Here is a 20,990-nt window from a genome sequence, read left to right as displayed (position 1 = left end):
TTAGATCTCGAGCATGCGATCGAGCGCGACGCCGGCGAGTTCCTTCTCCTCGGGCGCGACCTCGATCACGTTGTGTTCGCGGCCCGCGGCGAGTTCCTCGAGGACCCACGCGAGGTAGTTGGGGTCGATCTGGCGCATGGCGTTGCAGTCCATGCAGGCGTCGCCACAGAGCGGGACGACGTTCACCTCGGGGTGCCAGCGCTGGAGGTGATTCGTGAGGTGGATCTCGGTGCCGATCGCCCACGTGTCGCCGGGATCGGCGTTTTCGACGGTCTCGCAGATCGTCGCGGTCGATCCGGCCTTGTCGGCAGCCTCGACGACCTCGCGGCGACACTCGGGATGGACGATGACGTTGGCGTCCGGGTGATCCTCGCGGACCTGCTCGATGTGACCCTCGCGGAACCGCTCGTGGACCTGACAGTAGCCGTCCCAGAGGATGATGTCGCTCTCGGCGACCTCGTTGGCGTCCTTGCCTTCGGGGTCCCACGGGTCCCACTCGGCGATCTCGTCTTCCATCCCGAGCCGGTGGGCCGTGTTCTCCCCGAGGTGCTTATCGGGGAGGAACAGGACCTTATCGCCCTTGTCGAAGGCGTACTCGAAGGCCTCGTGTGCGTTCGAGGACGTACAGACGAGGCCGCCCTGACTCGCACAGAACGCCTTCAGATCCGCGTAGGAGTTCATGTACGTGATCGGGACGATGTCGGCGTCGGGCGCGGCCGCCGTGATTTCGGCCCACGCGCTGTCGACCTGCAGGGCCTCAGCCATTCCTGCCATCGGACACGAGGCCTCCATACTCGGGAGGATCACGGACTGGTCGTCGTCCGTGATGATGTCCGCGCTCTCGGCCATGAACGTCACCCCGCCGAAGATCACGTACTCGGCGTCCGCGTTCGCTGCCTCCTTCGAGAGCTGGTAGGAGTCTCCGATGAAGTCCGCGTGCTCGACGATTTCGCGTCGCTGGTAGTTGTGCCCGAGGATCACCACGTCGTCGCCGAGTTCGGACAGCGCCGCCTCGATCCGTTTCGTTCGTTCAGCTTCCTCGAGATCCCGATACCGAGGCGGGAGTTGTTCGAGGTTGTCGTATTTGAACAGACTGAGGTCGGTTTCCAGCTCCGCCGTTTCCATTTTGACCATCTTACGTCACCTGTGGGTTATCGCATATCACGGGCGACTATTGAATAACTTTTTCCTTCGAAAGGGTGTCATGGGTGAATACCACCGGTGGATAGTAGCGTCGAAAGCGAAGCGACTGTCGTTCATCGATACCGACCAGTTCTCGGTTGAGATTCTCTCGCAGACGTTCACTGCCACCTTTTTCGCCCGAGCCCTAGAGACGGTATGGCACTCGAGGACTGCTTTGCGAACTTCACGCAGCGGGACTGGGAGCAAAAATCGGTCGCAGGCACCGTTCGGCTCGCGGTGATCGGGATCGGCGGCTTCGCCCGCCAGCGCGCGCTGCCCGCGATCGCCGCGGGCACCTACTGCGAGACGACGGTGCTCGTCACGAGTTCGCCGGACCGCGCCACGGATATCGCCGCAGAGTACGACGTGTCACACGTCATCGACTACGACGCGTTCCTCGCGGGGGACCGCGCGGACGCCTACGACGGCGTCTATATCCCGACGCCGAACGCCTTTCACGGCCGGTACGCGACCGCAGCGGCCGAGTTCGGCAAGCACGTTCTCTGCGAAAAGCCACTCGAGACCACCCTCGAGCGCGCTCGGAACATGGTCGACGCCTGTACCGACGCCGGCGTCGTCTTGATGCCGGCTTACCGACTACAGACCGAGCCGACGGTCCGCCGGACCCGGGAACTCGTCCGCGGGGACGTCATCGGCGACGTGGTGCAGGTCCACGGCGGCTTTTCGCACCCGCTGCTCAAGCACGCGAGCCCCGAGACGTGGCGGCTCGACCCCGATCTGGCCGGCGGCGGCGCGTTAGTCGACCTCGGGATCTACCCGCTCAACACGACCCGATTCGTCCTCGACTGCGAGCCCACGGGCGTCTTCGCCACCACCCACTCGAGCGGCGAGCCCTTCGACCGGGTCGAGGAGCATGTCGCCTTTCAACTCGAGTTCGAGACCGGTGTGACAGCCTCGTGTACCGCCAGTTTCGACGCCCACGCCAGCAGCCAGCTCGAACTGGTCGGCACCGAGGGGAAGATCCACATCGAGTCGCCCTTCGGCGGCGTCGTCCCCCACGAGATGGTCGTCGAGAGCGGCGACGTGCGCACGGAGTACACCGGCCCCACGGTCGACGAGGTCCGCGAGGAGTTCGACTACTTCGGCTACTGCGTGCTCGCCGGAACCGATCCCGAACCCGACGGTGCGGACGGGCTGGCGGACCTACGCGCGATCGAGGCCGCCTACGAGTCGGCCGAGACCGGGTGTCGGGTGGGGCTCGAGTGAGACGATCCTCCCGAGCAGAAATAGACGGCTAACTCGCTCCTGTTGGTACTCGAGGTGTCCTATTGAGGAACGGTTTCGCGAAGAGATCAGAAAGAGCCTAGGCCGGGATTTGAACCCGGGCTCTCGTCCTTACCAAGGACGCGCTTTACCGCTAAGCTACCCAGGCGCGCACTTCTTCGTTGACCGGAGATGTCTTTATGGGTTTCGATTCACGCGGGCTGTGAGTCGGGTTATCGCGGTGCCGTCCCACAGTTGGCAGCGGCTCACGGATCCGTCGCCGAGGTTGCCCGGTCGACGTGGTCCTCGAGCGAGTGTTCTCGAGCCGAGGGCTCGAGGTCGCAGAGCGAGTCCTCGACGGGCGGAAACGAGGCCCCGGCGCTGTCCGCGAGGCCCTCGGCGACGGCGAGCAGGTGCGGCGAGGGGGTTTCGCCGACGGCGACGGAGCCGGTGAGGACGGCGAGTTCGAGCACGTCGCGCTCGAGGTTGGCGTCGAGCGAGGCGGGATCGCCCCCGCTGGCGGCGCGCTCGGCGCGGTGGGTCTGGTCGCGACCGAACGACTGGACGGTCCGGACGGCTTTGTCCGCGGCGTCGGTGCGAGCCAGCAGGTAGAAGCCGCGGGCGACGAGGATGTCGGCCGCGAGGATCGCGAGGTCGCCGTCGGCGGCGTCGGTCTCGGCCTCGGTCGCTGTCCACGGTTCCTCGCGGGCGAGCGATCGGGTCAGTCGCAGCCCTTCGTAGATGAGTTGGACGCCCGCCGCGTGGGTGACGACGCCGTCGAGGTCGCCGTCGGCCGCTCGGGCTCGGTTCCCGTCGTCTCCGTCGTCGAGACCCGCGACGGACTCGTCTTCGAGGACGTGCTCGGCTGCCATCATCGCGGCGCTCTCGAGCGTGAGTACCCCGGGGACCATCGATGCACGATCGAGGGTAGAGTCGATATAGTCGTGTAGCTGTGGTGGTTCGACGTCCGCGACGGCCTCGGCGGCGGCACGCCGACAGCTGTCGGCCTTCTCCATTAGCGGGGGGTTACGACGGAGGAGCCAAAGACCTTTGGAAACGCCCGATCGACTGCTGACGTGATCCACAGCGACGCCGACGGCCCGATCCGAACCGTGACGATCGACCGCCCCGAGGCCCGCAACGCCCTCACCGTCGACGGTCTCGCGGCCCTCGAGACGGCGGTCGACGACGCCGAGGAGCCAGTACTCTACCTGCGGGGATGCGGCCCCGCGTTTTCCGCGGGAGCCGATCTGAACGAGGTCGCGGCACTAGAGGGCGATCGCGACCGGGCGGCGGAGTTCGCGCGGCTGGGCCAGCGCGTGGCGCGGACGATCGAAGATTCCCCCGCGGTCGTCGTGGCGGGGATCGACGGGCCCGCACGCGGCGGCGGCCTCGAGCTCGCGCTGGCCTGTGACGTGCGGGTCGGCACCCCCGACTCGACGTACGGCGAGCCGGGGGTCGGCTTCGGCCTGTTCGGTGCGTGGGGCGGGACCGTTCGGCTGCCCCGCGTCGTGGGCGAGGGCGACGCCCTCGAGTTCGCGCTTTCGGGCCGCCCGATCGACGCCGAGGAAGCGCTGCGAATCGGACTGATTTCGCGGATCGAGGACGAGCCCCGATCGGTCGCCGAGGAGATCGCGGGCAACGCCGACGACGCGCTGGCAGTTCTGAAGCGCCGACTGCGAGACGATAGCGAGCGCGCCACACAGGAGCGCCGCGAGGCCGACGCCTTCGCTGACCTCGTCACCGCCCACGCCGACGATATCGACGCGCTGCTCGAGTAGGGGGAGGAATCGGAGCGCCGACTTGCCGATTCAACGAATCGACCGGTACAACCGGTCTCTGTAACAATTGCTCGAAGACGAGTGGCGGGCGTGAGCGCGGGCCGATTACTCGAGCGGGTCCGGCGCTGGTGGCGCGTTCCGCTTGTGCTCGCTGCGCTCGTACATCTCGCGGACCCGCTCGACGGTATCCGCGTCGACCTCGAGCAGTCGAGCGGTTGCCGTCGCGGAGAGCGGGCCGTCGATGTGGGTCGCGAGGATCGAGTCGAGCGCGTCGTAGCTGATTCCGAGTTCGTCCTCGTCGGTCTGGTCGGCCCACAGCTCCGCGGTGGCGGTTTTCGCGGCGAGTTCCTCCGGGACGCCGACGTGGCGGGCGAGCTGGCGGACCTGTCCCTTGTAGAGGTTCCCGATCGGGTGGCAGTCGACGGCCCCGTCGCCGTACTTTGTGAAGTAGCCGACGGCGGCCTCGCTGCGGTTGCCGGTTCCGAGGACCAACCGTTGCTCGTGATTGGCGACGAGGTAGTTGAACACCGCTCGGACGCGAGCGCGCGCGTTTCCGACCGCCTCGCGGTCGCCCTCGGCCTCCGGATAAGCCGACAACAGGGCGTCGACGATCGGCTCGACCTCGAGGACGTCGTAGGTAATCTCCAAGTCCTGTGCGACTCGCTCGGCGTCGCTCATGTTTTCCTCGCTGCTGACAGTGGCCGGGAGGACGAGCCCGTGGACGTTCTCGGTCCCGAGTGCCTCGACAGCGAGCGTCGCCGTCAGCGTGCTATCGATCCCCCCCGAGAGCCCGAGCACCGCACCGTCGGCCCCTGCGGCGTCGACCTGCCCCCGAATGAAGTCAGTGATGTGTTCGCGCTGCCGCTCGAGTTCCGCCTCCGAAAAGCGAAGGTCGATCATATGACCGGATACGGACGGCACGACCTAATAGCCTCCCCTCCCCGGAAAAAACTGACTGGATGGTCAATTTCAGCGAGCGCTCGCGACTCGAGACGACTCGGAAAAGGTCCGGGTGCGAGAATCGAACTGCGCGTCTCAGCCGCCACGGGCTGACGGTTGCCACTACCCCAATCCGGACACACTGTCTTGCTGCAGCTATCACTACCACGGTGGACACCACTACGTACGGAGAGTCTGCAGTTCCTGCAACTCGAGGCCGGATTCTTGTGACGGCGGAGGGAGGATCGCTCGAGAGCGCTACGTTGAAGTGTGATCGGAGGGTATGCTCAAGTGGAAGCGAACGCAGTAAACGGGCGCTGGTGGTCTAGTGGTAGGACATGAGCTTCCCAAGCTCATAGCCCGGGTTCAATTCCCGGCCAGCGCACTTCTCGAAGACTCATGCTTCGATAGCGACGGCTCTCCGATCGGTGTCGTCGATAGCCGCGGTCAAAACGGAGGAAGCCGACTTACTCGTGGATGCCCATCGCTTCGATCTGCTCCTGATACCGGTTGCGGATCGTGACCTCGGTCACCTGCGCGACGTCCGAGACCTCCCGTTGGGTCTTCTTCTCGTTACAGAGCAAGGAGGCGGCGTAGATCGCGGCCGCAGCGTAGCCGGTCGGGGACTTGCCCGAGAGGAGTCCCTTCTCGGTCGTGACGTCGATGATCTCGTTTGCCTTGACCTGGACCTCTTCGGAGAGTTCGAGTTCCGAGCAAAAGCGCGGCACGTACTTCTTGGGGTTGACCGGCTCCATCTCGAGGTTGAGTTCCTGGGCGACGTACCGATACGTGCGACCGATCTCCTTGCGCTCGACGCGGGAGACGGCGGCGACTTCCTCGAGCGATCGGGGGATGCCTTCCATGCGGCAGGCGGCGTAGAGCGTACTGGTCGCGACGCCCTCGATCGAGCGGCCGCGGATGAGGTCCTCGTCGAGTGCGCGCCGGTAGATCACGCAGGCGACTTCCCGGACCGAGCGGGGGATCGCAAGCGAGGAGGCCATCCGGTCGGTTTCCGACAGCGCGAACTGGAGGTTTCGCTCGCCGGCGTCTTTGGTTCGGATCCGTTCCTGCCACTTCCGCAGGCGGCGCATCTGATTGCGCTTGTCCGAGGAGATCGATCGGCCGTAGGCGTCCTGATTCTTCCAGTCGATAGAGGTTGTCAGCCCCTTGTCGTGCATCGTCTGGGTCGTCGGCGCGCCGACGCGGGACTTGTTCTGGCGCTCGGAGTGGTTGAACGCGCGCCATTCCGGCCCGTGGTCGATGTTCGTTCCTTCGACGATAAGCCCACATTGGTCACAGACGAGTTCCCCCTGATCCTCGCTTTTGACGAGCGTCCCGCCGTCACACTCGTCACACACCCGCTCGCGCTCCGATTCCTCCGTTTGTTCTGTCGTTTCAGGATCGCGTTCGCGCTGACGGGTGGGGCTTGCCATTTCATGTAGATAACGAGGTTGGAAGGACTTAAGGGCTCGCCACCGAAGACGCGCGGATCGAACGACAACAATGCCGTCGATTGCGGCAAGATAGGACGCGACGACGGCTCAGAGGTAGCCAAAGAGGGTCCCGGCCAACACGAGCAGCCACATGACCGTCCCGACCAGCAACATGTCGTTGAACTTCGAGTCGCGCGCCGCGCGCTTGGCCGCGCCGCCGGCGATCAGTCCGAGCGCGACGACGACGAGCATCCGCTGGGCGACGACGTCGACGGGAAGTGACGAGACGCCGAGCAGGCCGTAATCGAGCCAGACCGCGAGCGCGAGCGAACCGGCGGCGACGACCGCGGCGTCGAGTCGGCGCGTGAGCCCGCGCGCAATCAGGTAGGTCGCGGCCGGAATGCCGACCCCGATCACCGGGTACAACAGCGCGGCGATCTGGTGGGGGGTGAGGAACCCGGCCTGGCGCTCGAGGACGAGGCCGCCCATCCGGACGCCGAGATACAGCGCCAGAATGGTAAAGACGAGGAGGACGTGGCCGGCCTCGAGGCGGGCGTAGGCGGCCGCGAGTCGGCGGCGATCGACGTCGGTCAGGTGGTCGTCGATCGCGTTCGGCGCGCGCTGGGCCACGCGGTCGACGGGCTGTTCAGTGCCGCTCGAGGCATCGAGGCGGCGTTTACCGGCACCGACGCCGACGAGCGTCGGGACGACGAACAGCCCGGCGAGTTCGACGAGGGTCGCCCAGCCGTCGGCGTCGGCGGAGTTCCTGTTGTCGAGGTAGATTCGGGTCACGTCCTCCTGGACGTCGACCCGCGGGTGGTCCATGAAGTCGTTCTCGACTTTCGTCTGGGCGTCCTGCGAGCCGTGGACGCGGTGGCGGAGCGTAAACCAGTCGAAGTGCTCCGAGTGGGTCTGCATCGCGACCCAGTCGTCGCCCTCGTTGGGGCTCTCGTAGAGCCGGATGTGGTACCGCTGGCCGTAGTAGTCGCCGTCCTCGAGCTGGCGGGATTCGGTTATCCAGTAGCCGCTCTCGTTGGGGCCGGGGTCGACGTAGGCGTAGCGGGTCCCGCCGTCGGCTTGGCCCCAGTCGAGGTTGGGGAGAGAGCCACGCGGTTCGTCCACCTCCTCCTCCTCCTCGTCGGTCGCGTTTTCGGCCGAGTCGTTGGCCGCCGAGTCGTTGGCCACCGTTTCGTTTTCGGGCTCGGGTTCGGATGCGGGTGCGGGTTGGTCCCCGTCGGCGGTCGCGTTGGCCGGTTGGGTTTCGTTGTCGGATTCGTTCCCGCCGGTGAGCGAGTACGTCTCCGGGAGCGCCTCCTCCTCGGACTCGTTGATCTCCGACCAGTCGCCGTCGTCGGCGTCGGTCAAGACCCGCTCGACGTCGGCGAGGTCGCCGCGGACGACGACGTTGACGGGGCTTCGCTTCTGGAACCCTCGAGTGGGGCTGAGATACTCCCAGAAGCCGCTCTCGGAGTCCTCGAAGGACACGAGATCGGGCGCTGGCTCCGTCTGAGCCGGCTGCTCGGAGGCGACCTGCTCGGTCGATAGCGACAGCAACAGCGACGGCCCGCCCACGAGTACGAAGGCGAGAACGAGCAGAACGGCTGTAATTACGATCGAACGGCGCATCTCCGCGTCACTAGTGACGGAGCACACATCAAACCATGCGGTACCGTTCCGGCGTGTCCCGCTCGAAAACAGCGGCGGAGCGGGCGACGGCCCTGATCATAGTGCCGGCAGGAATCGTCTTCGACCGCACTCGAGTCGACCAGCGATCGACCATCGGAACCCCCGTCGATCGGATATCGAACCGCTGGCTATCAGACGTCGGGTCCGACGGTGGTGACGGGGACCGGAGCGTCGCGGACGACGCGCTGGGAGACGCTCCCAACGACGTTGCGTTCGTACTCGTCGCCGCTGGTTCCCATGACGATCAGATCGACATCGGCGGTCTCGGCGTAGTCGACGATGCGCTCGGCCGGGTTGCCCGTGTCGACCGCGGTCGTCGTCTCGAGGCCGCGATCCGCGGCGCGGGTCGCCGCGTCGTCGGCCGCCTCGCGGGCGGTCGCCTCGAGGTCGTCGCGGACGCGCTCAACGCGGTCGTCCTCGAGGACGAGGAACGCGCGGTCGTCGACGACCGAGAGGACGTGGAGGGAGGCGTCGTGTGCGGCTGCAGCGTCGATGGCGTGGGCGGCGACGGTCGCCGCGTGGTCGCTGCCGTCCGTCGGAAAGAGGATCGTCTCGTACATTGCTGTCTGGACGATAGTCTCGAGCGGACGGCAAAAGCAGTTGCCCACGTTCTTTCGGTGCGGGAATACCGGCGACGGGCTCAGACGCCCGGAATGCCGAGCGCGTCGGGGGTGACGAAGCCGACCACGGCGAGCGCGTAGAGGATCCCGACCGCGACGATCCACGCGACGAACCCGATCGCGGCCGCCGAGCCCCAGCCGCCGGGATACCGCCAGTTGATGACGCCGACCCAGATGACCAGCATCAACAGGACGCCGAGGATGGGGACCCATCCGACGAAGAAGCTCGTGATCGCCCACGCGGCCGCGCCGATGAGCGCGGTCACCGCCGCGTTCACGAAGCTCGCGTCCCTGTCTAGCACCAGCCGCGCGCCTGCCAGGATCCCGATCGTTCCGACCAGTAAACTCAGGACGAAGATCAGGATGGAGTCCGCGGCGGCCATGTTAGGGTTTCCAGCTCAGTTCGATCTCGACTGTCTCACGGTTCCCACGGAGCATCGAGGAGCGCTCGACGGTCTCGACCGAGACGTCGATGTTGTGGGGTGGGTTGAGCGACACGTTCTTGTTCCCGACCCTGATCGAGACCTCCTCGCTCTCGCCATCGAACTCCGTCGCGAGCTCTTGGAGGTACGCGGCGAGTTCCTCTCGCGGCAGCGTTTCGTCGGCTGTCGTCCGTTGGGCCATACACGACTATCGGACACCTACCCGCAAAAGTATGGAGCCTGAACATGTCGATACGTCGCTCTTACTCGATGGAATCGTACTGTAACGCTCGATTGACCGAAAAGAGGATGATGCGATTCGATCAAAAGTATCTTTGTTGATACATTACCCCCGTGAGTTCGGACGGGTTCGTCTCCCGGAGCGGTTCGCGTGACGGACCGTCCGGGTCTCGAGCGGTAGACCGGTCTCGCGGAAGTCGTCCAGCCGGGCCGGTGGCGGGACGGAGACGGTACCCTCGTGACTCGAGGGCCGGCACGGGAGGTCCGTCTCCGGCGTCGACCCGCCCGAGAGCCGCGCTGGCGCTCGCCGGACAAGCGTGGCTTTTTGACGACGGGGCGGGTAGCCGCCGACGATGGACGTCGCCGTCGGCATCGTCGCCCAACGTGACAACGAGCGTGCACAGGAACTCGCCGCCAGCCTCGTCGACGCCCTCGAGCGCGAGGGGGCGAGCGTCGTGGTCGACGAGGCCACCGGCGAGGCGGTCGGGGCGACCCCCGTCTCGGTCGCCGCGATGGCCGGTCGGGACCTCGTCGTGAGCATCGGCGGCGACGGGACGCTGTTGTTCGTCGCCCGCGAAGTCGGCTCGACGCCGATCCTCGGGGTCAATCTCGGCGAAGTGGGCTTTCTCAACGCCGTCGCGCCCGCGGATGCGCTCGGCGTCGTCACCGATCTCGTGACGGACCTCGATCGAACGGGGACCGTCGAGGGTCGAGAGCTATCGCGACTGCAGGCGACCGGCGTCGACGGGGACTGGACGCTCGAGCCCGCACTCAACGAAATCGTCATCCACGGCCCACGGCGGGGACACGGCGGCGGGGCGACTATCGAAATCGACGTCGACGGCCAACGGTACGCCGAGAGCCACGCCGACGGCGTGCTCGTGGCCACGCCGACGGGGTCGACCGCATACAACCTGAGCGAGGGCGGGCCGCTGCTGCACCCGACGGCCGACGCGCTCGTCGTCACGCAGATGGCCGCGACCGAGGCGATGCCGCCGCTGGTGGTCGAACCGGACACCGAAGTAACACTCACCGTCACCGGGACCGACACCGCGTACGCGATCAGCGACGGGCGCAACCGCCAGCGCCTCGAGCCGCCGGCGGCGGTCTCGGTCTCGCTCGCGAGCGAATCGGTTACGCTCGCCGGGCCGCAGGCGAATTTCTTCGACGGCCTCGACAAACTCGAGTGAGTCGGCCGCGTCTACCGACGCCCGCCGGAGCCGTCGCCCTCGACGAGTCGTTCTAAGTGCTCCGGCGGGACCGCGCCGCGGGCGACGTGGCCGTCCGAGAGGAAGGTCGGAACGCCGGTAACTCCCTTCTGCTGTGCTTCGGTGAACAGATCCTCGAGTTCCGTCTGGATACCCTCGTCGGCGACCGCGTCGCGGATCTCGTCGGTCGGCAGATCGATGTCGTCAGCGAGGTCGGCCAGCACGTCGACGTCGCCGATGTCGCGTTCGTCCTGCCACAGCGCCGTGTAGATCGCCTCGTCGAACGCGGCCCACTGCTCGGGGTATTCCTGCTTGACGTACCACGACGCGACCTGTGCGTTGAACGAGTCCACATCGGACGCCATTTCGTGGGCCATCTCGACGCCGTACTCCTCTTGGAGCCGGCGGACGTTCTGTCTGGCCTGCTCGTAGTACTGGTCGTCTTTCCCGTCGTCGACCTCCTGGTCGATCGACCCGTCGGGGTTCCGCTTCCCGTGTCGCAGGTCGAAGGGGTGCCACTCGACGGTCAGCGGCTCGTCGCGCCCCTCGCGGTACTGCTCGAGCGAGCGCGTCCCCAAGTAGCAAAACGGGCAGACGTAGTCGGCGTAAATTTCGATGCGATCGGTCGTCTCCGTCGTCGATCCGGTGTCTGCGTCAACCATAGCACCGCTAGGAACCCGTGCCGGAAAAGTCGCCGGTCACCGGCAGCCGACGTGCCGTGGCTCGAGACGAGGTGCGGACCCGGTCCGGCCGGCGGGAAAAAGGGACAGACCCGCGGCCGTCGCCCGTTAGCTCTCCGATCCAGTCGCCGGCGCGTCGGCGGCGTCGGTATCCGCGTCCGTCACGTCCGGCAGGTTCGGATCGCGGTAAGGGTTGCGCCCGTAGGCCGGCAGTTCGTCCTCGAGTTGTGACTTGAGCACGCGGCGCAGCCGGTTCAGGCTCGTCGTATCCAGCCCGTAATCGGCCGCGAGTCGCTGGAAGGTCTCCTCGTCGGTGATGTCGTGAGCGCGGTACTGCCCGAACAGTTCGTCCATCCGGTCCGCAGAGAGTTCCTGTGCGTCGATGTCGTCCAACCCGAAGTACTGCTGGCGGTCGACGTCGACGACGTGGCGGATCACCACCAGCGCGACCTTCTCGATCGCGCGCTGGCTCCCGAACTCGGTGAGGTCGATCTCGTCCATCACGCCGAGCGCGAGATCGCGCTGCCACGGCGTCACCTCGAGGGCGTTACACAGCGCCTGCGTGGTTCGCAGGCGGTCGAGGTGGTGGGCGCGCTCGCTGTAGCCCGGCGTCGCCGCGTGCTGTTCGTCGTGGAGGCGACGGACGCTCTCGGAGAGGTCCGCGTCGGGCGATTCCGCGCGGCCGATGACCGTCGCGCTCGGCGTGACGACGCCCCACTGGCGGACCGTCGAATCGCGCTGGACGTCCGCTCGAGAGAGCGAGCCGGACCCGGGACGGGTCTCGAGGCGGCGCTCGCCGCCGGACTCGGGGTCGATACCGTCCGCGGCCGCGGCTCGCTCGGAATCTGGACCAGGGTCGGCACCGTCGTCTTGCATCGTCTGTCGCTCGGAGGGGGAGAGTGAAAAAGGCTCGCTCCTTTCAGTGCACCAGTTCGACGGACAGACAGCCTTTCTAACACGTCTCGGACGAACCGCGTCGATCAGTACCGGGCGCTATCGCTCGGTATTCGATGTGAGTGGTCCGCGAAAAGCCCTTCGTAGCTTCACCTTGTGACCAGAGACACTTAAAGAACGAGCGCTCGAGTCAATCGGCGTCCGTCGCGACCGATACGCCGGCTCAGTGAGCGACCGGTCGAAACAGCGAGCGCGCCGTGTGGAGATAGGCGCTCGACCGCTGGTATCGCGAGCGGCGTCGCTATCCGGTCGAGACACAGTCGGGAAGGAACCGTTCTCCCGTCGTAGCTACATCTTGTGACCAGAGACACTTAAAGGAGCGACGCCGGCACGAGCTATCGGACCGCGGCGACCAGTTCGTCGATGAAGTCGTCCAATCGATCGGTATCCGGGCCGTCTCGAGCGTGAGTGGCGGGATCGATCGCTTTCGGTGGATGAGCGAAGTCACGACCGACGGCATCGCCGATCTCGGTCGCGCCCTCGCCCGCCCGTTTCCGCTCGAGCAACTCGCGAGCGCGGTCGATCCGGTCGGCGTCGAAGGACGCGGGGGCTTGCTCGCACAGGAAGGTCTCGAACTCGAGCGCGGGCAGGTCGTGTGCGCCGCGTTCACCGGTCGCTTTGAGGTAGTAGGCGGACATGGCCGCCCGACAGATCGTCAGGTTTCGCTTCACGGTCGGCTTGGTCTGGGTCTCGCTGAATCGGTCGTCGTCTGCGGGAACCGTCATCGTCCCGTCGTCGGTTTCGACGGTGTACGCCCCATCGCCCGACTCGAGAATCGGAAAGAGTTCGTCGTCAGTACTGACCAGATGGTGCGAGACGTACTTGCGGTAGTTGCTCGTCGCGATCCCGCGCCACGCGTGATAGAGGTCGATCGGGTTGTACGCGCGTTCGACGTAGGCCGCGAGGTCGGCGGGGTCGTACGCGCGCCGGTAGCGGATCGGACTCCGCAGCAGGTCGAGCGCCCCGTCGTTCGAGTCGGCGAGCAGGCGCGCGAAGGTCCGGACGTCCCAGCCCTGATACTCGAATTCGCCGCGGTCGTCGACGAGGGTCTCGGGCGGCCCCTCGAGGTGGGCGTAGCGCCGCAGATCGGTGGGCGCGAAGACGAAGCCCACGTCGTAATCGCTGTCGGGACTCGCCGCGCCCCACGCGTGGCTCCCGCGGGCGACCGCTAGCGCGACCGCGATGTCGTGCTCGTGTTCGATCGCCGCGAGGTGATCGTCGACGGTCTCGTGGACGTGGGTCGGAACGGAAGACATAGCTGTGGCTCGAGGGGAGAGAATGAAACCCGAGAAGGCCGGGTGACGAATGCCCTTCGTAGCTTCACCTTGTGACCAGAGGCACTTAAAGAACGGAGCAGAGCGGACGCTGTCGGCAGCCCGAAACTCGCTGTATCGCCCCAGACTGATATGCGACCCCACACACCTGTGAGATAATGTCCGCCCTCCGATCCGCACTGCTCGAGTGGGACCGAAACCGGATTTCGCGGGTGCTTCTCGCCGGACTCGCCGTCTTCCTCGCACGCCGTGTCACGGACGGGGTTGTGACTGGGGTGGGCGCAACGTTCCTCTTCCTGTTCGGACTCGCTCTCGCGTGGGAAGCGATGAAACGGCTCTTCGGTGACTCGTGCGGGTCGTGACTCCGCCGGTCGCTGGGACTGGCCCGTCTGCCGATCGACCGGGAACCGAAAAGACGGCGACGCGACTATCGGCTGTGAGTTACTGACCGCAGAACGACTGTCCTCCCGTCATAGCTCTACCTTGTGACCAGAGGTACTTAAAGAAACGACGGCTCGCTCGAGGCGGTGTCGAGGGCCGATCCTCGCCGGGCCGACGACTACTGGTTCCGAAAGGTTGAATCGCCCGCTGCCCTGAATGCGGCCAATGAGTCATCAGTTACCGGACGTGCAGGCGGCGTCCCCTGACGTGACCGTCGGCCTGAGTCAGGTCGGCGTCACCGGCGTCGACAAGCTCGTCAAAATCGCCCGCGAGGGCAAGCGACCGATCGTCCTCACCGCCGAGTTCGAAGTCTTCGTCGACCTCCCCGGCTGGCGCAAGGGCGCGGACATGAGTCGCAACATGGAGGTCATCGACGAAATTCTCGAGGACGCGACCCGCGAGGAGGCCTATCAGGTCGAAGAGGTCTGTGGCGAGGCCGCCGAACGGCTGCTCGAGCGCCACGACTACACCTCGAAGGCGGAGGTTTCGATGGAGGCCGAGTTCATGCGCCGCGAGCAGACGCCGGCAAGCGACCGCGAGACCCAACACACCGTCGACATCGTGGCCTCGGCGACGGCGACCGAGGAGGGCACTCGCGAGGAGATCGGCGCGCGAGTCACCGGCATGACCGTCTGTCCGTGCTCACAGGGAATGTCGACCGCCCGCGCAAAACAGACCCTCGAGGACTTGGGCGTCGAAGAGGAGACGATCACGGCGTTCCTCGATGAGGTGCCACAGCCGGGTCACTCCCAGCGCGGTCATGCGACGCTAACCGTCGAAGCGGGCGGCGATCCGTCGGTCGATCTGAACGACATCATCGACATCGCCCGGGACTCGATGAGCGCCCGGATCTACAACCTCGCCAAGCGGCCCGACGAGGACCACATGACCTACGCGGCCCACGCCGACGCGAAGTTCGTCGAGGACTGCGTGCGCGCGTTAGCCGAGGGCGTCGTCGACGAGTTCGACCACCTCGATGACGACGCGGTGATCACGATGAGCCAGTCCAACGACGAGTCGATCCACCAGCACAACGCCCACGCCGAGCGCGTCGTGGAAATGGGGACGCTGCGCGACGAAGTCGCCGACTAAAATTCGAGCGGTTCCGCTTCCTCCCACCGCGGGACGAACTCCTCGCGGACGTTCGCCGCGAACTCGGGGTCCTTGAGATCGATCATACCGAAGGCCTCGCCCGAGGTGAGTGGGTTCGGCACCTGAATGCAGATCTCGACGCCGTCGATGATGTTGAACGAGCCCGTCACGTCGTCGTTCGTGCGAACCTCGAAGTCGTCGAGTTGCTGTAAGGTCTCCCGGTAGCGCTTGCCCACCTCCTCGGACATCGCGGCGACCATCTCGCGGGTCATCAGGAGTTTGACGGAGACGCCGCGGCCGATCGCGTCCTCGAGTTGGGCGGTGATCTCCTCGCTGACCGCTTGCATGTCCCACTGCGGGGAGGGGTGGGAGGATACCATCACGATATCGCGGTCGGCGGCCGCCAGCCGCTCCAAGAGCAGGTCCATCGTCTCCTCGGGGCCGACGGCGGCGGTCCAGAACTGTTCTTCGACCGGTTCGGCCGCGTCGAGCTCGTCGGACAGATCGTCGACGATCGACTCGTACTGGTCGGCCTTCTCCTCGAGTTCGCGTTTCTTGTCCTCGAGCAGCCGATCGAGGGCCGTCGAGGGTTCGACGGCGACGTATTTCTTCGGCCGGCTCGCGGTCTGGCTGCGCACGAGGTTGTACTGTTCGATGCTATTGAGCACGTCGTAGATCCGCCCCATCGGCACGTCGCTCGCCCGCGACAACTCCTTGGCCGTTGTGGGGCCGGTGGTCAGCAGCGAACGATAGGCTCGAGCCTCGTACTCGGAGAGCCCGAGATCCCTGAGAGTAGCCATGTGGGAACGCAACCCACTGGAGAAACATAAACACTGTGGTAGTTTGGCGATTAGACGGGTTCGACCGGTAGGGACCGAGTATCAGCCGTGAATCGTCTGAACCCGTTCACTCAACTCGTCGGGAGTTTCGGCCGGAGCCGACACGTGGTCGCCGCGTTCGACCCGTGCGGTCCCCGGCTCGAGGTCGTCCGCGTCGGGGACGACGACCTTCTCGTGGTCCGCGAGCCGGAGCGCCGCGCGGTGGAGGTCCGAGCCGGGATCGGCGGCGACCCGGATCACCAGCGGCCCCTCGAGCAGCCGGGAGACGGCCGTCGCGTAGCGGGCGATCTGGACGCCGAATCGGTCGCTGGCTCCGGCAAAGGCCTCGAGGGTCTCCCGCGCGAAGTCGCGGTAGCGGTCGTCACCGGTGAGGACCGCCAGATCGATGAGCGCGTCGGCGAACGCGACGTTCGCGTCGAGCGGTCGCAGCGGGCGATCACAGAGGCCGACGCCCTCGGCGGGCCCGTCGAGGAACGAGTCCTCGTCGTGGAGCCGGTCGATCGTCGCCTCCGCGACGGCCGTCGCATCCGCGATCGCGTCGGGCTCAAGGGTGCTGGCAGCCGTCGTCAGCGCCGCGAGCGCACGCGCCTGATTCGTGAGGAGCGGAATCGCGTCGCCGTCGGCGTCGCGTTCGACGGCCTCCTCGCGTGCGTGGGCGACGATCCCCTCCTCGTCGAGCAGGTCCTCGCGGAGCGTCGCCAGCGCGCGTTCGGCGTACCGGCGAGCGCGCTCGTCGTCGGTATAGGCGTAGTACGTGAGCAGCCCCTCGATCGCCAGCGCGTTCGGGCCGGCGAAGACGCCTTCGTCGACCGGCGGCTCGGCGGCGGCCGCTCGATCGGTCGCATCGAGGCTGTACGCGTCGTCCTCGCCGGGTGCCTGACTGTTCGCGAAGGCGTCAGCCTCATCGTTCCACAGCGTCGTCGTCAGGAACTCGACCGTGCGCTCCGCGGGGGTTCGGTACTCGTCTTTCCCGGTGTGGAGGTAGGCGTTGGCGAACGCGCGCACGAGCGCGCCGTTGGAATCCAGTAGCTTCTCGCGTTGGAGTCCCGACCAGTCGCGGTCGGTGGCGAAGCGATAGAACCCACCGTCGTACTCGTCTAACAGGTTCGCGCCGACCGCGTCATACGAGCGCAGCGCCATCTCTCGGTCCCGCTTGAGCGCAAACTCGAGGGCGTCGGGCAGCGGGAACTTCGGGGTCTCTCCCCAGCCGCCGGTGGTCTCGTCGTAGGTGTCGGTGAGGTGGCCGAGCATGCCCTGCTCGATCTCGGCGGTCAGCTCGCCCGCGGGCGGGTTGTCTTCCCGGAGCGGGCGCGGAACCCGGGCCGCATCGCTGCCTTTCGTCTCCCACATGGTTCGGACGCTGTCGAGGACCTGCCGCATCCCGTCGGGGCCGAGGTAGCCCGCGCCGGTCAGGACCCTCCCGTCGGGTGCCAGAAAGACCGTCGACGGAAAGCCGCCCATGTTGTACCGATCGCGGACCCGCGGATGGCGGTCCACGTCGACCCGCACGGGAACGAAGCTATCGTTGAGGTTGGCCGCGATGCGGGGCTCGGAATACGTCTCCTCGTCCATCTCGTGGCAGTGATCACACCACGTCGCGGTCAGCGAGAGCAAGACGGGGCGGTCGGCCGCCGCGGCGTCGTCGAAGGCCTCCGGTCCCCAGTCGCGCCACTCGACGCGGGTCGTATCGTCCATACCGGACCGACGGACGTTGCGAGGGTAAGCCCTTCGTTCGCGTAGGCCACGACCCGCTCGGCTCCGACCTCGAGGCGGCGCGATTCCGTTGCTGGAACGAGAGTAAAAGATTTTCACCGTTCGGCGACTATATCGGACTATGCTCCGGTGGATCTTCGCGCTGTTGCTCATTCCGTTTCTCGACGCCGTGTTACTCGCGGTCGTCGTCACCCAGTTTAACTTTCTGAGCTGGGTCGGGATGATCCTGCTCGTCGTCCTGACGGGCCTGATCGGCATGCTCCTCGTCCGCGCCGAAGGCCGGCGGACGATACGAAAGATGCAGCGGACGATGGCCGAGGGCAAGCCGCCGACCAACGAACTGCTCGACGGCGGGCTCCTGATCGCCGCCGGCGCGTTCCTGCTCACTCCCGGGCTCGTCACCGACGCCATCGGGTTCCTGCTCGCCGTTCCGATAACGCGGATCCCGATCCGCGCCGTGCTCAAGCGCTACGTGATCATCCCGTACGCGGACAAGAAAACGGGCGGGTTCGCCAGCGGACAGGTCTGGACGTTCGGCTTCCCGAACGACGGCCCAGCGGAGGGGAACTCCGACTCGAGCGGCGGCGAGACGTACGACCTCGGCGACGACGCCTACACCGTCGACGGCGAGGGCTCCGAGGACGCCTACTCGATCGACTTCGGCGACGAGCGCACGGACGACGCGGACGACGAGCGAGACGACGACCCCCTCGCTCGGTAGCGATTCGCACGGGTCCGAGAGAAAGAAACGCTTAAACGTCCCACCGAGCAACTATCGAGTGCGAAGGAAGGCAGTGCGGGCCAATAGCTCAATTAGGTTGAGCGCCACTCTGATAAGGTGGAGGCTCTCGGTTCAAATCCGAGTTGGCCCATTTTTGCTGCGAACAATGCAAACGTAGTGAGCCGTGAGCAGCGGAAATGCAGTCAACTCGGATTAGAATTACGGCAGACGCATGCTCACGAGCGAAGCGAGTGAGACCGTCTTCAGGTGGTTCAAATCCGAGTTGGCCCCATACTTTTGCCGCGACTTGCTCCGTGAGCCAAGCGTAGCTGTGGCTATAACGGGTTGATGGAGGCTAATAGACACCCGCGAACGCAGCCAGTAGAGCCGTCTGCAGCCAGTTTGGACCCGATGATAGTATCTCGGTTCGGAACAGTTCGTGGACACTCGAGACCGTCTGGTCCGGTTCGTAGTCGTTGCTAACCCGATCGGGCAGACTGATCAACTCGCTATTACACACCTAGTGGAGCTCAGTATAGAACTAGAGTCGTCCAATTCGCACAGATATATCACTATTAGATACAACTCAGGTTAGACATAGTTGGTGGTCACTAGTTGCAGAATTCACGATCCAATTGGAAAACGAGTGCAATCGAAAGCCCGCGAGATCGGTCACTCCGACTCGCGTGAGACGTGGTCATTCATGCGTCCAGCAGATGACCAGTGGAACCGGTCGTACGCCACAGATGTGTTTTCCTACCACAGAAACACTGTATTTGATGACAGAGTCTGAGTGAAAGACGTTTATCTCCGGTTTTGACCACTAAACAGGTTTGGTCCAATTCGAGATATCGCCTCGAGACAGCAACTCGTTCAGACGAGGGTCCATCGATGACAGTTCCGATCTCGAGAGACGAAATTCGAGAATGGTAGCCCTGTTTTCTATATACGTATATCGATAGGACCTACAATATACCATATTTTGCACTGTTTAAGCACACCAGTCTACCGATCTCAGAACGACCGTAGAAGTTCACTTGTATCGATATCTATCGATCGAATCCACAACAGAACGTACTCGATCAGATGGCTCTCCTCGAGACAGTCGAAACAATTCGAACCATAAATGTAGAACGCGCAACTTTTCTGCCAACGTTCATTTGGGGGCCAGTTGTCATGTCGTGTGTGACAATCACGCTCGAGCGCGATCGGTTCGTAGAGACGATGCGGGAACAGGCCGAAATCGGGGGTACTGACAACGGTGGCCTCCATCGAGTGACACTGAGCGACGAGGACAAAGCAGTCCGCGACTGGTTCGTAACGCAACTCAAGGACGCCGGACTCTCCGTCCGGATCGACGAGATGGGGAACGTATTCGGCCGCCGAGAGGGGCGTCGGAGCACCGAGCCCGTGCTCGTCGGCTCGCACCTCGACTCCCAGCCCAACGGCGGGATCTACGACGGCGCGTTGGGCGTCGTCGCCGCGCTGGAGTTCGTCCGCGCGCTGAACGACCGCGGTCTGGAAACCGAGCGTCCCGTCGAGATCGTCAACTGGACGAACGAGGAGGGATCGCGGTTCCAGCCGGTCTTACAGGGCAGCGGCGTCTGGGCCGGCGCGCTCGACCTCGAGGCGGAGTACGCAAAGACCGACGAGAATGGGCAAACCGTAGAGTCGGAACTTGAGCGGATCGGGTACAAGGGGGACCATCCGGCAGCGCCCGCCGAAGCGTACGACTCCTACCTCGAACTCCACATCGAACAGGGGCCGTCCCTCGACGAGACGGGCGCAGACGTCGGCGTCGTCACCGGTATCGTCGGGCTCACGTGGGGCGAAGTGACCTTTCGGGGCGAGGCGAGCCACTCGGGTGCGACGCCGATGCACCGCCGCAGCGACGCCCTCGTCGCGGCGTCGGACCTCGTTACGCAGGTGCGTCGGATTCCGAACGCGATCGGCGAACGAACCGTCGGGACCGTCGGTTCCGTCGACGTACAGCCAAATTCGATTAACGTCGTTCCCGGCGAGGTGACCGTCAGCTACGGGTTCCGCGATCCGGAGGCAGCCGTAATCGACCGCGCTGAGGAACGCGTGCAACGAGAAGCGGCAGCGGCCGCCGACCGCGAAGGCGTCGCGTACGACCACGAGGATCGCGCGCGAGCCGAGCCGGTCTCGTTCGACGATCGCTGTGTCAACGCGGTCGAACGCGCGGCGGCAGCGTTCNGGCGTCCACGACGCGACCCACGCCAACGAGGTGTGTGACGCCGGGATGGTGTTCGCCGTCAGCGAGGATGGCAAGAGCCACACCGAAGACGAGTTCACCAGTTGGGACGACTGTTACAGCGCCGCGAACACCCTCGCGTCGGCCGCGCTCGCGCTGGCGACCGACGACGCGTGAGCCGAGAGTACCCCGTCCCGTCGAGACGGAGTCGTCCCATCAGCCTTGCAAATTATACGGCCGTAGGTGTGTAAGGGAGAGCGTAACGTCCCGACGAGAATCACGTTCGAGACGACTGAAACGAAAGCCGAACTGGGAGGCGACGACAG

19 protein-coding genes, 3 tRNA genes and 1 pseudogene are annotated in these 20,990 nt (G+C 65.4%); 9 read left to right on the top strand and 14 right to left on the bottom strand.

Features of this window, described 5'->3' with window-relative positions; genetic code table 11:
* Window positions 1-1,134 (bottom strand): quinolinate synthase NadA, encoded by a 1,134-nt coding sequence (gene nadA / locus C489_RS16080; RefSeq protein WP_006432379.1) that lies wholly within the window; start codon window positions 1,132-1,134, stop codon window positions 1-3.
* A gap of 204 nt (window positions 1,135-1,338) precedes the next feature.
* On the opposite strand from nadA, the gene gfo6 reads away from it, so the two are divergent.
* Window positions 1,339-2,409 carry a D-xylose 1-dehydrogenase Gfo6 gene (gfo6, locus tag C489_RS16075; RefSeq protein ID WP_006432378.1) on the top strand — a complete coding sequence of 357 codons (1,071 nt, stop codon included), beginning with the start codon at window positions 1,339-1,341 and terminating at the stop codon, window positions 2,407-2,409.
* Window positions 2,410-2,503: 94 nt separating this feature from the next.
* Here gfo6 and C489_RS16070 read toward each other — a convergent pair.
* Together C489_RS16070 and C489_RS16065 are read right to left on the bottom strand one after the other, a co-directional pair.
* Window positions 2,504-2,575: transfer RNA gene (locus C489_RS16070), tRNA-Thr, on the bottom strand.
* Between the two features lie 97 nt (window positions 2,576-2,672).
* Window positions 2,673-3,422 carry a DUF7114 family protein gene (locus tag C489_RS16065; protein WP_006432377.1) on the bottom strand — a complete coding sequence of 250 codons (750 nt, stop codon included), beginning with the start codon at window positions 3,420-3,422 and terminating at the stop codon, window positions 2,673-2,675.
* Between the two features lie 60 nt (window positions 3,423-3,482).
* Here C489_RS16065 and C489_RS16060 point away from each other — a divergent pair, with 60 nt between their 5' ends.
* On the top strand, window positions 3,483-4,187 hold the full coding sequence (locus tag C489_RS16060) for an enoyl-CoA hydratase/isomerase family protein (protein WP_006432376.1): 705 nt from the start codon (window positions 3,483-3,485) through the stop codon (window positions 4,185-4,187).
* 105 nt (window positions 4,188-4,292) lie between these two features.
* On the opposite strand, the gene C489_RS16055 is transcribed toward C489_RS16060, so the two are convergent.
* On the bottom strand, window positions 4,293-5,087 hold the full coding sequence (locus tag C489_RS16055) for an NAD+ synthase (protein ID WP_006432375.1): 795 nt from the start codon (window positions 5,085-5,087) through the stop codon (window positions 4,293-4,295).
* A 353-nt stretch (window positions 5,088-5,440) separates the two neighbouring features.
* Here C489_RS16055 and C489_RS16050 point away from each other — a divergent pair.
* Window positions 5,441-5,511, top strand: a tRNA-Gly gene (locus C489_RS16050).
* Between the two features lie 82 nt (window positions 5,512-5,593).
* Here C489_RS16050 and C489_RS16045 read toward each other — a convergent pair.
* The 5 genes from C489_RS16045 to C489_RS16025 form a co-directional block, all read right to left on the bottom strand.
* Entirely contained in the window at window positions 5,594-6,559 is a 966-nt protein-coding gene (locus C489_RS16045; protein WP_006432374.1) for a transcription initiation factor IIB, read from the bottom strand.
* Between the two features lie 108 nt (window positions 6,560-6,667).
* Complete coding sequence (locus C489_RS16040; protein WP_006432373.1) at window positions 6,668-8,185, bottom strand: hypothetical protein; 1,518 nt, start codon at window positions 8,183-8,185, stop codon at window positions 6,668-6,670.
* A 191-nt stretch (window positions 8,186-8,376) separates the two neighbouring features.
* Window positions 8,377-8,805, bottom strand: a complete 429-nt coding sequence (locus C489_RS16035; protein WP_006432372.1) for a universal stress protein — start codon at window positions 8,803-8,805, stop codon at window positions 8,377-8,379.
* Window positions 8,806-8,885: 80 nt separating this feature from the next.
* Window positions 8,886-9,248, bottom strand: coding sequence for a hypothetical protein (locus C489_RS16030; RefSeq protein ID WP_006432371.1), 363 nt, complete (start codon window positions 9,246-9,248; stop codon window positions 8,886-8,888).
* Between the two features lies 1 nt (window position 9,249).
* Complete coding sequence (locus C489_RS16025) at window positions 9,250-9,489, bottom strand: amphi-Trp domain-containing protein (protein WP_006432370.1); 240 nt, start codon at window positions 9,487-9,489, stop codon at window positions 9,250-9,252.
* A gap of 391 nt (window positions 9,490-9,880) precedes the next feature.
* Between C489_RS16025 and C489_RS16020 the strand changes: the two genes are divergently transcribed.
* Window positions 9,881-10,717 carry an NAD(+)/NADH kinase gene (locus C489_RS16020; RefSeq protein WP_006432369.1) on the top strand — a complete coding sequence of 279 codons (837 nt, stop codon included), beginning with the start codon at window positions 9,881-9,883 and terminating at the stop codon, window positions 10,715-10,717.
* A gap of 11 nt (window positions 10,718-10,728) precedes the next feature.
* Here C489_RS16020 and C489_RS16015 read toward each other — a convergent pair whose 3' ends face one another.
* The 3 genes from C489_RS16015 to C489_RS16005 form a co-directional block, all read right to left on the bottom strand.
* Window positions 10,729-11,397, bottom strand: coding sequence for a DsbA family oxidoreductase (locus tag C489_RS16015; protein ID WP_006432368.1), 669 nt, complete (start codon window positions 11,395-11,397; stop codon window positions 10,729-10,731).
* 126 nt (window positions 11,398-11,523) lie between these two features.
* Window positions 11,524-12,291: a hypothetical protein gene (locus C489_RS16010; protein ID WP_006432367.1), complete on the bottom strand. Its 768-nt coding sequence runs from the start codon at window positions 12,289-12,291 to the stop codon at window positions 11,524-11,526.
* 413 nt (window positions 12,292-12,704) lie between these two features.
* Window positions 12,705-13,625 carry a nucleotidyltransferase domain-containing protein gene (locus tag C489_RS16005; protein WP_006432366.1) on the bottom strand — a complete coding sequence of 307 codons (921 nt, stop codon included), beginning with the start codon at window positions 13,623-13,625 and terminating at the stop codon, window positions 12,705-12,707.
* Between the two features lie 176 nt (window positions 13,626-13,801).
* On the opposite strand from C489_RS16005, the gene C489_RS16000 reads away from it, so the two are divergent.
* Both C489_RS16000 and mptA read left to right on the top strand, forming a co-directional pair.
* Window positions 13,802-14,005, top strand: coding sequence for a hypothetical protein (locus C489_RS16000; protein WP_006432365.1), 204 nt, complete (start codon window positions 13,802-13,804; stop codon window positions 14,003-14,005).
* 244 nt (window positions 14,006-14,249) lie between these two features.
* Window positions 14,250-15,176: a GTP cyclohydrolase MptA gene (mptA, locus tag C489_RS15995; protein ID WP_006432364.1), complete on the top strand. Its 927-nt coding sequence runs from the start codon at window positions 14,250-14,252 to the stop codon at window positions 15,174-15,176.
* Here the strand turns inward: mptA and C489_RS15990 are convergent.
* Window positions 15,173-15,976 (bottom strand): TrmB family transcriptional regulator, encoded by an 804-nt coding sequence (locus tag C489_RS15990; protein ID WP_006432363.1) that lies wholly within the window; start codon window positions 15,974-15,976, stop codon window positions 15,173-15,175. The genes mptA and C489_RS15990 overlap by 4 nt on opposite strands.
* Before the next feature lie 81 nt (window positions 15,977-16,057).
* On the bottom strand, window positions 16,058-17,710 hold the full coding sequence (locus tag C489_RS15985; protein ID WP_006432362.1) for a DUF255 domain-containing protein: 1,653 nt from the start codon (window positions 17,708-17,710) through the stop codon (window positions 16,058-16,060).
* A 139-nt stretch (window positions 17,711-17,849) separates the two neighbouring features.
* On the opposite strand from C489_RS15985, the gene C489_RS15980 reads away from it, so the two are divergent.
* From C489_RS15980 to C489_RS15970, 3 genes and pseudogenes are all read left to right on the top strand, one after another.
* Window positions 17,850-18,449, top strand: coding sequence for an FxsA family protein (locus C489_RS15980; RefSeq protein ID WP_006432361.1), 600 nt, complete (start codon window positions 17,850-17,852; stop codon window positions 18,447-18,449).
* Window positions 18,450-18,526: 77 nt separating this feature from the next.
* A tRNA-Ile gene (locus C489_RS15975) sits at window positions 18,527-18,600 on the top strand.
* Between the two features lie 1,073 nt (window positions 18,601-19,673).
* A pseudogene (locus C489_RS15970) lies at window positions 19,674-20,841 on the top strand (M20 family metallo-hydrolase).
* Window positions 20,842-20,990: the final 149 nt, after the last annotated feature.

Origin of the sequence: Natrinema versiforme JCM 10478 (assembly GCF_000337195.1) — an archaeon.
In the GTDB taxonomy this organism is placed as follows: domain Archaea; phylum Halobacteriota; class Halobacteria; order Halobacteriales; family Natrialbaceae; genus Natrinema; species Natrinema versiforme.
This window is presented reverse-complemented; position numbering and strand designations above follow the sequence as displayed.

Bases quoted from the DNA above. Each gene is read 5' to 3' on its own strand.
- C489_RS16005 (WP_006432366.1), bottom strand. From the start codon at position 13,625: ATGTCTTCCGTTCCGACCCACGTCCACGAGACCGTCGACGATCACCTC.
- C489_RS15985 (WP_006432362.1), bottom strand. From the start codon at position 17,710: ATGGACGATACGACCCGCGTCGAGTGGCGCGACTGGGGACCGGAGGCC.
- C489_RS15990 (WP_006432363.1), bottom strand. From the start codon at position 15,976: ATGGCTACTCTCAGGGATCTCGGGCTCTCCGAGTACGAGGCTCGAGCC.
- C489_RS16055 (WP_006432375.1), bottom strand. From the start codon at position 5,087: ATGATCGACCTTCGCTTTTCGGAGGCGGAACTCGAGCGGCAGCGCGAA.
- mptA (WP_006432364.1), top strand. From the start codon at position 14,250: ATGAGTCATCAGTTACCGGACGTGCAGGCGGCGTCCCCTGACGTGACC.
- nadA (WP_006432379.1), bottom strand. From the start codon at position 1,134: ATGGTCAAAATGGAAACGGCGGAGCTGGAAACCGACCTCAGTCTGTTC.
- C489_RS16015 (WP_006432368.1), bottom strand. From the start codon at position 11,397: ATGGTTGACGCAGACACCGGATCGACGACGGAGACGACCGATCGCATC.
- C489_RS16030 (WP_006432371.1), bottom strand. From the start codon at position 9,248: ATGGCCGCCGCGGACTCCATCCTGATCTTCGTCCTGAGTTTACTGGTC.
- gfo6 (WP_006432378.1), top strand. From the start codon at position 1,339: ATGGCACTCGAGGACTGCTTTGCGAACTTCACGCAGCGGGACTGGGAG.
- C489_RS16040 (WP_006432373.1), bottom strand. From the start codon at position 8,185: ATGCGCCGTTCGATCGTAATTACAGCCGTTCTGCTCGTTCTCGCCTTC.
- C489_RS16065 (WP_006432377.1), bottom strand. From the start codon at position 3,422: ATGGAGAAGGCCGACAGCTGTCGGCGTGCCGCCGCCGAGGCCGTCGCG.
- C489_RS15980 (WP_006432361.1), top strand. From the start codon at position 17,850: ATGCTCCGGTGGATCTTCGCGCTGTTGCTCATTCCGTTTCTCGACGCC.
- C489_RS16000 (WP_006432365.1), top strand. From the start codon at position 13,802: ATGTCCGCCCTCCGATCCGCACTGCTCGAGTGGGACCGAAACCGGATT.
- C489_RS16025 (WP_006432370.1), bottom strand. From the start codon at position 9,489: ATGGCCCAACGGACGACAGCCGACGAAACGCTGCCGCGAGAGGAACTC.
- C489_RS16010 (WP_006432367.1), bottom strand. From the start codon at position 12,291: ATGCAAGACGACGGTGCCGACCCTGGTCCAGATTCCGAGCGAGCCGCG.
- C489_RS16045 (WP_006432374.1), bottom strand. From the start codon at position 6,559: ATGGCAAGCCCCACCCGTCAGCGCGAACGCGATCCTGAAACGACAGAA.
- C489_RS16020 (WP_006432369.1), top strand. From the start codon at position 9,881: ATGGACGTCGCCGTCGGCATCGTCGCCCAACGTGACAACGAGCGTGCA.
- C489_RS16035 (WP_006432372.1), bottom strand. From the start codon at position 8,805: ATGTACGAGACGATCCTCTTTCCGACGGACGGCAGCGACCACGCGGCG.